The organism is Pseudomonas edaphica (genome assembly GCF_005863185.1).
Classification (GTDB): Bacteria; Pseudomonadota; Gammaproteobacteria; order Pseudomonadales; family Pseudomonadaceae; genus Aquipseudomonas; species Aquipseudomonas edaphica.
The window spans coordinates 1-10,906 of record NZ_VBVZ01000171.1 but is presented as its reverse complement, the minus strand read 5'-3'; the positions used below and the strand labels follow the sequence as shown (position 1 = coordinate 10,906).

Genomic DNA, 10,906 nt, shown 5'->3' with positions numbered 1-10,906 from the left:
CCAGCCACCTACGCGAGCTGGGCGTCCAGTTCAAAGAGCACTTCCATCTAAAAATGATCAGCGGCCAAGGTGAATCGATGGCCCCAACCATTAAGAGCCGTGACCCGCTGTTGATCGACGTGACCGTCCGGGAATTCACGGGCGACGGCATTTACGCACTCACCTGGCAAAACCACTTCTATATAAAGCGTCTCCAGGTGCTGGACGAAGATAATTTCGAGATGCTGTCGGACAACCCTTTGCACGGGCCGCGCACCATAAGGAAGGACGACACATACATACAGGGGCGCATCCTGTTTGTTTGGAACGGACAACCGGCGTGACGACATGGCCCTCACTAAACCCAACCAGCAGCTTCGCCGCGACCTGAAAGAGGCTGCGGCCCTGCTCAAGTGGTCAGGTGTAGATCTGTTTGTCTTTGCCAAGCGACTTCTGGCGTCAGGGGATGAGCAAGGCGCCAACGATCTGATGAAGATCGCTCTGAGCTTTCAGGAGGCTGAGGACAAGCTGGCGGGTTATGCGGATGAGGTCAGGGATCAGCGCATCACCAGGGCGAAACCGGAATAGTTGTTTTCTTTTAATGTATGCGAGCGCAGCCCATTGCGGATGCCAAAGGAATGCAAATGCGGAGCATTGCGTGAATGGCACAGCCTTCAAAAATATCCTATGAAGAAGCAATAGCTGGCCTTGAAGTAGAAAAGCATTGGGATGCTGGCGACTCCATTGAGTGGGTTCAAACATCAGTCAAGCAGTGGCCTTCAAGCTTCAAATTCCGAACCGCGCTTCTAGTCGGCAATGTGCGACCAGAGGGGCTATTCCTGCAGCTCGACTACAAACCAAGCCTAATTCAGGATGTGCCGGACAAGCTTTACATGACCCTGCTTGTCAATAACGCACGCGTCTTCGGGATAGATGAGAACGGATCAGCGAATCATGTGAACAAGGTCGGTATCGGGAAGGAGTTTTTCATGCAGAAGATTTCCCATCCGCACATCCATTTGCCGGTTCCTGAGGCTTCATACGGTTACATCGAGCCCCTTGAAGCGCAGCCCGTCTCAAGCTTGTGGCAGGTATTCCTAAGTCGTGCCAATATCATTGGCGCACCACCTATAAATCTTCCGACGGAAAACGATGAGCCACAAATGAGGTTGATATGAACTGCACACATATTACCGAGGCCTTCGGTCTAGCGTGTACGCATATCAATAGCGGCCTCGTTTACCTTGAAAGCCCTATCTCCCTATCCTTCGACGGCACCTTGATCGGTGCGTATGTTCAGGATATTGGGCAAGGTCGAGTTCGCATCACCGACAACGCAGATACTCTGTTCCACGCGATGACTATGGGTGTGAGCCCAAATGCAAATAAGGCCGCAAAACTGGCCAACATTGCTGCGGACTGTCACATAGCACTATCCGAAAGCGGTGAGTTGCATGCGTCGTGCGCCGAGAAAGATGTGCCTTACTACATGGCTCGATTTATCGAAGCGGCGAGCCAGATCAGCCAAGCTTGCGACGCTTGGCGACCTGCCCCCATATCTAAATTTGAGAAGATTGTTTCGAAGGCTCTTCGCGCCGGTTTTCCAAAGCGCGTAAAAAGGGACTATGAGGTTCAGGGCGCGAGCGGCCACAACCTGAAGTTCCAGTTCGCGCTTGACGTCGAGTCGGGCAACCCGCAGATCATTCAAACCGTAAGTGCTCAGGATGACAAACCGCACTGGCTGTCGGTCTACAGCACCCTGGGGAAAATGGTTGATCTGAAGAATGCCGCGCCACAAGCAAGACGACTGGTGATTCTTGAGTCGGCCAACCCTCAGGACGTTGGCAAGGCAGCTTCTGCACTGGCAGAAAGCGCAAGCGTTCTGGTTTTCAAGACCGCGTCTCAGCTTATAGAAGACATAAGGTCGCTCGCGGCCTAACTTTTAAAGCCCGGCCCAGCGCCGGGCTTCTTGTATCTGCCCTTCCCTACCACTCAGATGGTGGCTGTACGCCACGAATGGTAAAGTGCTGGCTCAATTATGGGAGGGATCCAATGAAAGGATTTGGGACATTCGCACTGGTCGTCGGCGCGTGCTGGCTGATCTTCGCGCTGAGCATGGATGTGTCAGTGCCTACCGGCGCCGGCAGCCGAGTGAATAACCTAGGGCTCATGGCTGACCGCCAGATCCACACCATTGTTGGCGGAGTGATTGCGCTCGCCGGCCTTCTCATGGTTTTGCTGGGTGGTAAAGGCTCCCCTGCTGCCGCCCAGGTAGAGAAAGATACTCGCCCTTGCCCTATGTGTGCCGAGAGCATCAAGACTGCTGCGGTCAAGTGCAAGCACTGCGGCGCCGATGTTGAGCCAGTAGCCGCCCCGCGCCTTAAAAATGGATGGGTCGCATCAACTGCCTGCCGTGACGAAGAAGAACAGCAGCGAACCATTGAGGCAATTACCAGCACCGGACTTCCGGTTGTTCCAATGATCGGCCTGGCAGTGGGTGCCGGCCCATTTGAAACAAAGGAAGAGGCAAAGCAGGCCCTGGTCGCAATGCGCGACGGCCCCAGGTTGTTCAGCGAGATTGTTTACAGGGATTCGGTGAGCGGCAAGTACCCACCGATTACGGACTGACTAACCATGCTTAAGTGAGCCCGCAACGAGCGGGCTTTTTCATGCCTATCAGAAAGGCGCCGCCTCCTCTTCTGGCTCGAACTCAACCTCTCCCCTGCCCGCCACCTCGACTTCCTGCTGCTCCCACCTAACCGTCACACTGCCATCGTCATTGAGCGTCAGCTCGAGCTCGTCGGTATCAGCGATCACGCTCAGAACCTCTTCCCACTCCCGATCCCCATCCGTGTCCAGGCGATGAATCGTAACCCAGCGCTGCGTCTGGGCAACCGGGTGATTAATCATCGATGAGACGCGAAGCCCGAGGCGCGCCATACCGCTCATTTCCTGCCGTGCTGCCGGTGCCGCCTGCTTCTTCGCCATGGAATCCCCTCCCGGTAATTACTGTATATCCGTACAGGATAGACAGAATCATATCCCACGCTTTCCGAAAACGTAACCGAGAACTGCCGTGTTAATTCGTAAAAATAAATCACATTTCGTGTTGACGAAATAAACACGATGCGTGATAGTTCACCCATCGCAGCGACACACAACCACTGCGAACCGCTCTTTAAAAACTTGATGGACGCCGAGCTGGCCGATGCATAGCCAGCGGACGTACCGCGCAACGGTACGCAGCGATTCGACCTCATGTCGGCGCTGGGCATAGGAGACCTCATTCGGAGGGCGCAGCTGGAGAGGCTGTGTGGTGGTGAGTAAGCGTTTGGCCTTGGGACCTTGATCCCGTGTCGCGCTGAAAGACATCAACGGGAAAACGACCGTTGGCCTGTGCAAGAGAACGCAACAAACAGATTTCCTCGATGACCTTGGTGACAGGGTCATCCGGAAAATCAAACCGGAGTAACCGTAATGAGCAAGGGAGTAGTGATCAAGTACGACTGCCCGCAGTGCGGCGACCGCACAAAGGCACTGCACGAAGGCTACTGCGAGGCCTGCTGCACCAGTAATCAGGCGGCGCTGGACGACCACAACCACCAGCATGACCGCTGGGCCCTGTTGAGCAGCACAGACCGCGCCGCTGAAATCAAGCGCGCCCACCGATAACGCCACCCTGATGCGCCGTATAGACCTCGGCACGCCGGCGTGCAATACCAAAGATTTACTGATGCCGCTTCTATGAGGCGGCATTGGAAATCAACGGAGGACTTGAAATGCCGAAGTACATGCTCGACTACATCCGGCTTTGCCGGGAATGCAGCCTGGATCTGCGCACGATCGGCAACATGTGCAGCATCGTGATTCCAGCTCTGCAGCGTGAGGCATCCGCACTGCGCAGCGCGGTCAGCGAGTTCGCCGGGGCCTTCCCTGAGCTTGAGCAAGACGTCGAACTGCTGGAGTCAGCCATACGCGCCGGACTACAGCGCTGCACGCCTCAGCCGCGCCAGCAAGAGCTGTTCGCAGCATGACGGACCTTTTCACTGATGCCCATCCAGAGCGGTGGGCAGCGGGAAAACAACCGGAGCAAGACGAGATGATCATCATCGAAGACGACTTCACAAGCGGCGCCCAAGTGAGCATGCAGATGGACAAAGAGGCGGGTGAGCTGTTCGTGTTTCATTGCCCCGCTGGTCAAGGCTGCAAAGTCAGCAAATGGCCTCTCGACAGCTATCACATGCCAATCGCAGTGGCTCATTACGAACAGTGCTGCGAGCTGGAACGCGCCGCCTGAACAACCAGCGCCACGACAGCCTGTCGTTAACTGCCCTATACCGGTGATGGTTGAGGTCCTGGGTGGTCAGGACGAACCCGGTTAACCCACCCGATCCTCTCTATGAGAGCGCATCGGGGTGTGATCGGAGCGTGCCCAAGTGGGCTGCAGCGCTAGGATCGCAAAGACCCGTGAATGTCCTGAGCCGGTATGAGCGAGACGGCCAACACTACAAACGCGGCGGGAACCAAGCAGGGGTCGCGCCCTGGTGTTCCGATCACACCCCGATGCGGACGAAATCGCGGCCTATAACCGCCCACCTGCATCACCGCAACAAGCAGATGAATTCCCGGGCTGACGGGCAAGTGTAAGACCTGAGGGATCGCGGGAATCGTGGCCGGTAGAGTGAGTAAGCGCCCAGATGGCCACGGCGAGTCCAAGAATAAGCGGCTGAAACCTTCGCCCCGGTGAAACTCCGGTGTCACTAAGGCCGCTAATAGTCCTGCCGGGATCAGCTCCGGCCTCTGCATCACCCAAACCAACCGGAGATCACCATGCTCCTACTGTTCCTGATCGGCGCAGCGCTCAGCCATGCGCGGCCAGAACCGCCACCTGATGACGGCCTGCCAACCGGTCCATTGCGCTTCCATCGTGAGCGCTGGCGTTCTAGATCGGGGCTCTCGGCGTTCTGGCGCTGATAGTCCCGCCAAAAACTCTTCCCGGCGCCACGTAGGGAGGTCTATGTGTCGCACCGAAAGCCCGGGCAATGTTCGGGCTTTTTTACGCGCCTTTATTACGTCAGCACTCCTCCCCCGCGCCCATCGGCAACCAGCGGGAGGCATGAGTGTTGACGAATACAGGTGAACCAACGAATCAACGGAGCAGAACGAAATGGCTAAGCGAGGACAACTCACCGCCCACATAAAGGCAATGGCTCTGGAATTGCTCGGAAAGGAAATCTGCCAGCGCGAACTGCGCCTTATGCCCTACGCGCAGCATTGCCTGGTCAACGGAAGCAACATTGAGCCAAGCAAGATCAATGCAGAAGAGCGCGCAATCCTTTCCGACTGGCGTGCACGGGGATGGATCAGTGGCGGGGCCAGCGACTTCGAGGCGACCAAAGAGTTCTGGAATTCGATGAATGATCTGATTTGGCTTGGATACGTCACTCACGACGATCAGCCGGACGAATAAGCCGCCTAACCGGGTGAACCAACGAATGGAGAGAGTCATGAGCGATGTCACGGTTTCGATAAGCCTATCCAGGCAAGAGCAAGGCCGACTCTACATGCAGCATCTGGCGGCAAAGAAGACGGTCAAGGCATTGCTTGAGCAACGAGATGAACTGCTCGCAGCACTGCAAGGCTTGCTCGCTGCCTACCAAGACCCCGGCAACACCGGCAGCACGCACGACGACAAGGTTCTGGTAGCCCGAGCAGTCATCGCCAAAGCTTCCGCCTAACCCCAAACACTGGAGGTCGCCATGCGAACCGTCGAAGAAGTTGAAAAAGAGGTTGGCTGGACTGAGGAAGAGGCTTCCCAGTGTGGCTGCTATGCCCGGCCGGAGCCATGCGAGCGCTGCTGGTCATTGGGCTGGGCGCTTGGCGGTGACGACATCATCAAGCCTGAACGAACCCCCGAATAACGCCAACTGGAGGCGACCATGAACGCAGCATTGAAGATTTGTCAGGCGATGTACGACGCCCGGTTGCCGCCTCCAGTGAGCGAGTCGGCGGTGGAGATTGAACGCAAGGAGTGGCTGTACAACGCCACGGAGCAGCTGGTGAGGTTTGGCCAGGATGTGAAGGTGCAGCGGCGCCTGCGAAGGCCTCAGGTCGTCACGGTCGCCCAGCTGGAGCTGGCGGCGGACGAACTGGCGAACGCCCGGCAGGCAGACTTTGAGGTAGGCACGCCAGCCCTTGGGCGCCTTCTGGTCGCCAACAACTGTGGCCGGGCCGACAAAGACGCCGCCGCCGAGCTGCTAGGCCGCAGCGATCACCCCTTCGGCAAGCTTGGCGAAATTGCCGAGGCCCTACTTCGGCCCCTGGTAGACGATGCACTGGCCGCACAGGCCGAGGACGACGAACTATGACTCTCAGTGCACACGTTCTTATCGGCGAAGAGCTTGAAACGCTCGAGGATCGCCAAACACCAGTCAGTTGGTCGTTGATGATCCAGAAAACGCTGAACGAAATGATGGTAGACGATCGCATCACCATCTCCGAATTCAACCACTACTGCGGGCGCCTCAACAAGATCGTTGCCCGGCGCAAGGAGGCATCATGACCATAATCGCCGGATCATTTGAAGGAATCGCCATGGCCCTGAGAAATCAGGGTTTCTTGTTTCTGGTAGACGTGAAATGGATCGAGCAGCCTTGCAAGAGTGCGGGCCGCTGGACTTGCAAGGTGGCGATGTGAGCCGGCATTACAGATACGCAAGCGCACCAAATCAACAGGTTGGGTTGATGCGCTGCTGCGCCTGCGGCAAGAAGATCACGGAAGGCCTCTATCGGTACCACGAAACCGAAGATGCTTATGTTCCATGCCACCGCGCCTGCTGCCCAGCAGATCCAAAATGGCAGGAGATAGATACAGCCGACGAGAATAGCCGTATCAGGCATGAGCAATATTGCGCCGACGTACTGCAGTTCTACGATAAGTGGGGCGCGCTTGATGATGATGACTTTATGTCAATCGTGATCAACCGAAAGGATAAACCATGACCTCCCACCAAAGAGTCAAGCGCTACTGCTTCTGGCGCGGGTCTGCCATAGCACTCGCATTCTTTACTTTCGTGATGTTGCTCGGCGCATACGCCGGGACGATCACTCGATAGGTAATCGACATGAATAAGCACACGCCTGGGCCTTGGGTAATCATCCCCGGTGGTGACGAATGGTCTAGTGGAAGAATAGCGACCATCGAGCCAAAGCCGAAAACCATGGTTGAGACCAACTACTGGACTGTCGCCGAAGTGAATTATCGCCGCGACGAACATTTGGCCAATGCCAAGCTGATCGCCGCCGCACCGGATCTGCTTAAGGCGCTGGAAATGTGCATTGAGTGGATGGGTGATCGTCGCGACGTATCACCAGAGTCCATTGACGCTTGGGTCAAAGGCCGCTACGCCATCGCCAAAGCCACCCAATAACCCCCTTCACAGCGCCCCTCTCCGGTGGCGCGGAGAGATAGTCATGTCCAGCACTTCCGTAGTTGAGCAGAGAGAGAACATGCCGGCTCAACTCAATGAGTCCGCAACGATCCTTTCTGTCATCCAGCGCGCCGCCGCTGATCCGGCCTGCGACATCGAAAAGATGGAACGCCTCATGGCGATGCATGAGCGCATGCAGGCCAAGACCGCTGAAACAGACTTCAATGCCGCCCTGTCTCGCGTACAGGGCGAAATGGGCCGTATTGCAGCCGATGCTACCAATAGCCAGACACGCAGCCAGTACGCGACCTACGGAAAGCTCGACAGCTCGTTGCGGCCTAAGTACACCAAGGAAGGGTTCTCGCTTTCCTTCGGCACCGAGCCAGCACCAGATGGCATGGTCGGCATGGTGTGCTTCGTCAGCCATATTGGCGGGCACACCCGAGAATACCGTGCACACGTGCCGTCTGATGGCAAGGGCGCCAAGGGTGGCGACGTCATGACAAAGACCCACGCCTTCGGCTCTGGCACCTCCTACGGCATGCGCTACCTGCTGAAGATGATCTTCAACGTCGCTATCGGCGAAGAGGACGACGACGGCAACGGCGCCGGTGGTGATGATTTCCGCAACGCCATTCTCGATGACCTGACATCCCGTGTCTCGGACGCGACCGACAAAGACAGCCTGCAAGAGGCGTGGCAGCACGGCTTGAAAGTTCTGCACGCCGCCAAGGACTCAGTAGGCGCCGAAGAGCTACGCGGCGCGGTCAATAAGCGCAAGGCTGAACTGGAGAGCGCGTCATGATCCTAATCAGTTGTGAACAAGGCAGCCCAGAGTGGCATCAAGCCCGCGCAGGATGCATTACGGCCAGCATGTTCGGCGTGGCTCGCACTAAGGTCGGCGGCTTGGATGAAAAGCAGTTGGTGTTTGTGACGGCGGTCCAGTCTGGCATGACCGAAAAGGAAGCCATGGCCGAGGCAGGCTACAAGGCGGCACCAAAGGCCGAGTCGGTGCGCCTGGCGTTGGCCGGCAAGCCAGTCGGGCAACCGTCCGAAGCGGCAATGAACTATGCATTCGGACTGGCCGTTGAGCGCATCAGCGGCACCCCGCTGGATAATGGTTTCGAGACCTGGCAGATGAAGCGCGGCCACGAACTTGAGCCGATGGCCAGGATGGAGCATGAGCTTAAAACAGGCCTTATGGTCCAGCGCGCCGGGTTCGTAACCACGGACGATGGCGCCTTCGGAGCCAGCGCTGACGGCCTGATCGGCGAAGACGGCGGCAGTGAGTACAAGTGCTTCATCGCACCCGACAAGCTCCGCGCCTTCCATATCGACAACGACGCCAGCGGCATCATGGATCAGGTGCAGGGCTGCATGTGGATCACCGGCCGAAAGTTCTGGCACGTCGGCATGTACTGCCCCGCCCTGGAGGTGGTGGGCCGCCAGCTCTGGTGGCAAGAGTTCAAGCGCGACGACAACTATATCGAAAAGCTCGAAGAAGACCTCTGGCAGTTCAAGCTGCTGGTGGATGACTACGAGGCGAAACTTCGGAGTGAAGCAGCATGATCAGCAATCACCTCAGCCTGGTCGAGGCAATGCGCCCGGCCTCGGACGAACTGGCCGCGCAGGTAGAGCAGTACCTGGAGGCCGGAGGCCAGATCGAAGAAGCGACGCCCATCGGCTATAAGCCCAAACCAATTACCTACAGCAACCAGATGCCGCCGGCGCCGAAGCCGTTTGTTCGGCGCCGGGTTGAAGCGGCACCCCTTCCCTATGCCCCAATCAACGCGCGCGCCGAGAAGCGCACAAAGCTGATTGAGAAGGTTGCAGAACTGGCAGCGAATCACACCCAAAGTGAAGTTGCTCAGTTGCTAAAGGTCAGCCGTAGAACCCTCTGCGGCATCACGCAAGAGTTCGGGATCAAGTTCAAGAAGGCCGTGCGCGGCGGCAATCAAGACCCCGAGCGCCAAAAGCAGATGGAAGATCGAGACGCTCAGTTTGCCATACGTATAAGGGCGTTCATGGAGCTAGGCGTCACGCGGCGCAAGTGCTGCGGGAAGCTCGCCATCAGCAATAAGGCCTTCGAGCGGATTATCGCTGCGCACGGCATCGACTATCCAAAAGCTCGCCAAGGCAGCACTTCATGCGCCCATAGCCCGCATCCAGCAACGCAAACGTCAAACCTGGCTCGCACTGCCGGCCAGCGGAATAGAAGAGGTAGGCCATGGCAGCCGAACAGAAGGAGCGCACGGCAAAGCTTGCCGAGAAGCGGCAGGAACTGGGCGAGCAGGAGTTGCGGCACACGGTACCGCACGGCACCCGGCAGATGCTCGACGAGTTGATGCTCTGGCATAAGGTCGAGGAAGTCAGCGAGGCGGTGCAACTGCTAGTGCTGAATGGCCGGGCCGAGGATCTGCCGCCGGCGCCGCCGAAAGTCAAAGGGCCATCCGACATCATCCGACACTACTTCCGGCAGGGAATGCGTGACCGTCTGGCAGCGCTCACAGCTGAACTGGGCGAGACGAAGGGCCGGTCAACCATCTGGCGACTGATCGTGCACGCCCACTCGATGGGACGTGAAGCATCTGCATCAATGCTCGAAATTAAGCGCCACGGAATCGACATACCGCAAAACGTGGCGCGCAAATTACGGCAAGCGGGCTTTGCCGAATCGCTACAGATGAACGCCGAAGACGACGGCGACGAATAACCCACCCTACTCGCTGCATCCGGTCGCCGGAGGTCAGCGCCTGACTGGAGATACACCGTGGAAATCACTTACGGCTCAGTCTGCTCCGGCATTGAGGCTGCAACACAAGCGTGGCACCCGCTAGGCATGCGCGCCGCCTGGTTCGCCGAGATTGAGCCGTTCCCCTCGGCGGTCCTGGCCCACCACTACCCCGACGTGCCGAACCACGGCGACATGACCAAGCTGGCTGCCCTGGTGCTGGCCGGCAAGATCCCGGCGCCGGACGTGCTGGTCGGCGGCACCCCATGCCAGGCCTTCTCGGTCGCCGGCATGCGTGAAGGCCTCACAGACCCGCGCGGCGCCCTCACCATAAAATATGTGGAGCTTGCAGATGCAGTTGACTATGTTCGCGCCGGCCAGCGAAAGCCCGCCAGCGTCATCGTCTGGGAGAACGTCCCCGGCGTCCTCAGCGACAAAGGGAACGCCTTCGGATGCTTTCTTGGCGCGCTTGCTGGGGAAGACTGCGAGCTGCAGCCTCCAGGGAAAAAATGGCAGGACGCTGGTTGTGTGTATGGACCCAAAAGAACAATCGCGTGGCGGGTCCTGGACGCCCAATATTTCGGCCTGGCCCAACGACGCCGTCGTGTGTTCGTTGTCGCAAGTGCTCGAGACGGGTTCGATCCCGCCGAGGTACTTTTTGAGCGCGAAGGCGTGCGCCGGGATACTGCGCCGGGCCGAGGCGAGGGGCAAGACGTTACCGGAACAGCTCCTTTCGGCCCTGCACTCCAGTGCGGATGTGGATCAGT

Annotated in this window: 22 protein-coding genes; 21 read left to right on the top strand and 1 reads right to left on the bottom strand. The window is 58.0% G+C overall.

The window, feature by feature from the left end:
- The 5 genes from FEM54_RS13585 to FEM54_RS34650 all read left to right on the top strand — a co-directional run.
- On the top strand, positions 1 to 323 hold a 323-nt coding region (locus FEM54_RS13585; protein ID WP_138451373.1), incomplete at its 5' end, for a S24 family peptidase.
- A 4-nt stretch (positions 324 to 327) separates the two neighbouring features.
- The gene (locus tag FEM54_RS13580) at positions 328 to 567 is read left to right on the top strand and encodes a hypothetical protein (protein WP_138451371.1); all 240 of its coding nucleotides are present in this window, start codon (positions 328 to 330) and stop codon (positions 565 to 567) included.
- Between the two features lie 74 nt (positions 568 to 641).
- Complete coding sequence (locus FEM54_RS13575) at positions 642 to 1,157, top strand: hypothetical protein (protein WP_138451369.1); 516 nt, start codon at positions 642 to 644, stop codon at positions 1,155 to 1,157.
- Complete coding sequence (locus FEM54_RS13570; RefSeq protein ID WP_138451367.1) at positions 1,154 to 1,918, top strand: DUF1828 domain-containing protein; 765 nt, start codon at positions 1,154 to 1,156, stop codon at positions 1,916 to 1,918. Before FEM54_RS13575 ends, FEM54_RS13570 begins: the two co-directional genes overlap by 4 nt.
- Positions 1,919 to 2,031: 113 nt before the next feature.
- On the top strand, positions 2,032 to 2,607 hold the full coding sequence (locus FEM54_RS34650) for a hypothetical protein (RefSeq protein ID WP_240792742.1): 576 nt from the start codon (positions 2,032 to 2,034) through the stop codon (positions 2,605 to 2,607).
- Between the two features lie 48 nt (positions 2,608 to 2,655).
- Here the strand turns inward: FEM54_RS34650 and FEM54_RS13560 are convergent, their stop codons facing one another.
- Positions 2,656 to 2,967, bottom strand: coding sequence for a DUF1654 domain-containing protein (locus FEM54_RS13560; RefSeq protein ID WP_138451365.1), 312 nt, complete (start codon positions 2,965 to 2,967; stop codon positions 2,656 to 2,658).
- A 489-nt stretch (positions 2,968 to 3,456) separates the two neighbouring features.
- Here FEM54_RS13560 and FEM54_RS13555 point away from each other — a divergent pair, with 489 nt between their 5' ends.
- From FEM54_RS13555 to FEM54_RS13490, 16 genes are all read left to right on the top strand, one after another.
- The gene (locus tag FEM54_RS13555) at positions 3,457 to 3,651 is read left to right on the top strand and encodes a hypothetical protein (protein WP_138451363.1); all 195 of its coding nucleotides are present in this window, start codon (positions 3,457 to 3,459) and stop codon (positions 3,649 to 3,651) included.
- A gap of 107 nt (positions 3,652 to 3,758) precedes the next feature.
- The gene (locus tag FEM54_RS13550; RefSeq protein WP_138451361.1) at positions 3,759 to 4,013 is read left to right on the top strand and encodes a hypothetical protein; all 255 of its coding nucleotides are present in this window, start codon (positions 3,759 to 3,761) and stop codon (positions 4,011 to 4,013) included.
- A gap of 65 nt (positions 4,014 to 4,078) precedes the next feature.
- On the top strand, positions 4,079 to 4,276 hold the full coding sequence (locus FEM54_RS13545; protein WP_122554883.1) for a hypothetical protein: 198 nt from the start codon (positions 4,079 to 4,081) through the stop codon (positions 4,274 to 4,276).
- A 533-nt stretch (positions 4,277 to 4,809) separates the two neighbouring features.
- The gene (locus FEM54_RS34025) at positions 4,810 to 4,953 is read left to right on the top strand and encodes a hypothetical protein (RefSeq protein ID WP_158619143.1); all 144 of its coding nucleotides are present in this window, start codon (positions 4,810 to 4,812) and stop codon (positions 4,951 to 4,953) included.
- A 193-nt stretch (positions 4,954 to 5,146) separates the two neighbouring features.
- Entirely contained in the window at positions 5,147 to 5,449 is a 303-nt protein-coding gene (locus FEM54_RS13540; RefSeq protein ID WP_138451360.1) for a hypothetical protein, read from the top strand.
- 37 nt (positions 5,450 to 5,486) lie between these two features.
- Positions 5,487 to 5,717 (top strand): hypothetical protein, encoded by a 231-nt coding sequence (locus tag FEM54_RS13535; RefSeq protein ID WP_138451358.1) that lies wholly within the window; start codon positions 5,487 to 5,489, stop codon positions 5,715 to 5,717.
- A gap of 21 nt (positions 5,718 to 5,738) precedes the next feature.
- Positions 5,739 to 5,900, top strand: coding sequence for a hypothetical protein (locus FEM54_RS34020; RefSeq protein WP_169956893.1), 162 nt, complete (start codon positions 5,739 to 5,741; stop codon positions 5,898 to 5,900).
- Positions 5,901 to 5,918: 18 nt separating this feature from the next.
- The gene (locus tag FEM54_RS13530) at positions 5,919 to 6,347 is read left to right on the top strand and encodes a hypothetical protein (protein ID WP_138451356.1); all 429 of its coding nucleotides are present in this window, start codon (positions 5,919 to 5,921) and stop codon (positions 6,345 to 6,347) included.
- Entirely contained in the window at positions 6,344 to 6,541 is a 198-nt protein-coding gene (locus FEM54_RS13525) for a hypothetical protein (RefSeq protein WP_138451355.1), read from the top strand. Before FEM54_RS13530 ends, FEM54_RS13525 begins: the two co-directional genes overlap by 4 nt.
- Before the next feature lie 76 nt (positions 6,542 to 6,617).
- Positions 6,618 to 6,980, top strand: coding sequence for a hypothetical protein (locus FEM54_RS13520; RefSeq protein WP_171045837.1), 363 nt, complete (start codon positions 6,618 to 6,620; stop codon positions 6,978 to 6,980).
- A 122-nt stretch (positions 6,981 to 7,102) separates the two neighbouring features.
- Positions 7,103 to 7,408 carry a hypothetical protein gene (locus FEM54_RS13515; RefSeq protein ID WP_138451351.1) on the top strand — a complete coding sequence of 102 codons (306 nt, stop codon included), beginning with the start codon at positions 7,103 to 7,105 and terminating at the stop codon, positions 7,406 to 7,408.
- Between the two features lie 43 nt (positions 7,409 to 7,451).
- Positions 7,452 to 8,213, top strand: a complete 762-nt coding sequence (locus FEM54_RS13510) for an ERF family protein (protein WP_138451349.1) — start codon at positions 7,452 to 7,454, stop codon at positions 8,211 to 8,213.
- Positions 8,210 to 8,977: a lambda exonuclease family protein gene (locus FEM54_RS13505; RefSeq protein WP_138451347.1), complete on the top strand. Its 768-nt coding sequence runs from the start codon at positions 8,210 to 8,212 to the stop codon at positions 8,975 to 8,977. The genes FEM54_RS13510 and FEM54_RS13505 overlap by 4 nt, the downstream gene beginning before the upstream one ends.
- On the top strand, positions 8,974 to 9,753 hold the full coding sequence (locus FEM54_RS13500) for a hypothetical protein (protein ID WP_138451345.1): 780 nt from the start codon (positions 8,974 to 8,976) through the stop codon (positions 9,751 to 9,753). Before FEM54_RS13505 ends, FEM54_RS13500 begins: the two co-directional genes overlap by 4 nt.
- Positions 9,738 to 10,121, top strand: coding sequence for a hypothetical protein (locus FEM54_RS13495; RefSeq protein ID WP_240792739.1), 384 nt, complete (start codon positions 9,738 to 9,740; stop codon positions 10,119 to 10,121). The genes FEM54_RS13500 and FEM54_RS13495 overlap by 16 nt, the downstream gene beginning before the upstream one ends.
- A gap of 57 nt (positions 10,122 to 10,178) precedes the next feature.
- Positions 10,179 to 10,906 (top strand): DNA cytosine methyltransferase (locus FEM54_RS13490; protein ID WP_138451341.1); only part of this gene is annotated, 728 nt, incomplete at its 3' end.

What these genes read in the sequence shown, in the direction of transcription:
- FEM54_RS13580 (WP_138451371.1), top strand. Translation starts at nt 328, where the DNA reads ATGGCCCTCACTAAACCCAACCAGCAGCTTCGCCGCGACCTGAAAGAG.
- FEM54_RS13575 (WP_138451369.1), top strand. Translation starts at nt 642, where the DNA reads ATGGCACAGCCTTCAAAAATATCCTATGAAGAAGCAATAGCTGGCCTT.
- FEM54_RS13570 (WP_138451367.1), top strand. Translation starts at nt 1,154, where the DNA reads ATGAACTGCACACATATTACCGAGGCCTTCGGTCTAGCGTGTACGCAT.
- FEM54_RS34650 (WP_240792742.1), top strand. Translation starts at nt 2,032, where the DNA reads ATGAAAGGATTTGGGACATTCGCACTGGTCGTCGGCGCGTGCTGGCTG.
- FEM54_RS13560 (WP_138451365.1), bottom strand. Translation starts at nt 2,967, where the DNA reads ATGGCGAAGAAGCAGGCGGCACCGGCAGCACGGCAGGAAATGAGCGGT.
- FEM54_RS13555 (WP_138451363.1), top strand. Translation starts at nt 3,457, where the DNA reads ATGAGCAAGGGAGTAGTGATCAAGTACGACTGCCCGCAGTGCGGCGAC.
- FEM54_RS13550 (WP_138451361.1), top strand. Translation starts at nt 3,759, where the DNA reads ATGCCGAAGTACATGCTCGACTACATCCGGCTTTGCCGGGAATGCAGC.
- FEM54_RS13545 (WP_122554883.1), top strand. Translation starts at nt 4,079, where the DNA reads ATGATCATCATCGAAGACGACTTCACAAGCGGCGCCCAAGTGAGCATG.
- FEM54_RS34025 (WP_158619143.1), top strand. Translation starts at nt 4,810, where the DNA reads ATGCTCCTACTGTTCCTGATCGGCGCAGCGCTCAGCCATGCGCGGCCA.
- FEM54_RS13540 (WP_138451360.1), top strand. Translation starts at nt 5,147, where the DNA reads ATGGCTAAGCGAGGACAACTCACCGCCCACATAAAGGCAATGGCTCTG.
- FEM54_RS13535 (WP_138451358.1), top strand. Translation starts at nt 5,487, where the DNA reads ATGAGCGATGTCACGGTTTCGATAAGCCTATCCAGGCAAGAGCAAGGC.
- FEM54_RS34020 (WP_169956893.1), top strand. Translation starts at nt 5,739, where the DNA reads ATGCGAACCGTCGAAGAAGTTGAAAAAGAGGTTGGCTGGACTGAGGAA.
- FEM54_RS13530 (WP_138451356.1), top strand. Translation starts at nt 5,919, where the DNA reads ATGAACGCAGCATTGAAGATTTGTCAGGCGATGTACGACGCCCGGTTG.
- FEM54_RS13525 (WP_138451355.1), top strand. Translation starts at nt 6,344, where the DNA reads ATGACTCTCAGTGCACACGTTCTTATCGGCGAAGAGCTTGAAACGCTC.
- FEM54_RS13520 (WP_171045837.1), top strand. Translation starts at nt 6,618, where the DNA reads ATGGATCGAGCAGCCTTGCAAGAGTGCGGGCCGCTGGACTTGCAAGGT.
- FEM54_RS13515 (WP_138451351.1), top strand. Translation starts at nt 7,103, where the DNA reads ATGAATAAGCACACGCCTGGGCCTTGGGTAATCATCCCCGGTGGTGAC.
- FEM54_RS13510 (WP_138451349.1), top strand. Translation starts at nt 7,452, where the DNA reads ATGTCCAGCACTTCCGTAGTTGAGCAGAGAGAGAACATGCCGGCTCAA.
- FEM54_RS13505 (WP_138451347.1), top strand. Translation starts at nt 8,210, where the DNA reads ATGATCCTAATCAGTTGTGAACAAGGCAGCCCAGAGTGGCATCAAGCC.
- FEM54_RS13500 (WP_138451345.1), top strand. Translation starts at nt 8,974, where the DNA reads ATGATCAGCAATCACCTCAGCCTGGTCGAGGCAATGCGCCCGGCCTCG.
- FEM54_RS13495 (WP_240792739.1), top strand. Translation starts at nt 9,738, where the DNA reads ATGCTCGACGAGTTGATGCTCTGGCATAAGGTCGAGGAAGTCAGCGAG.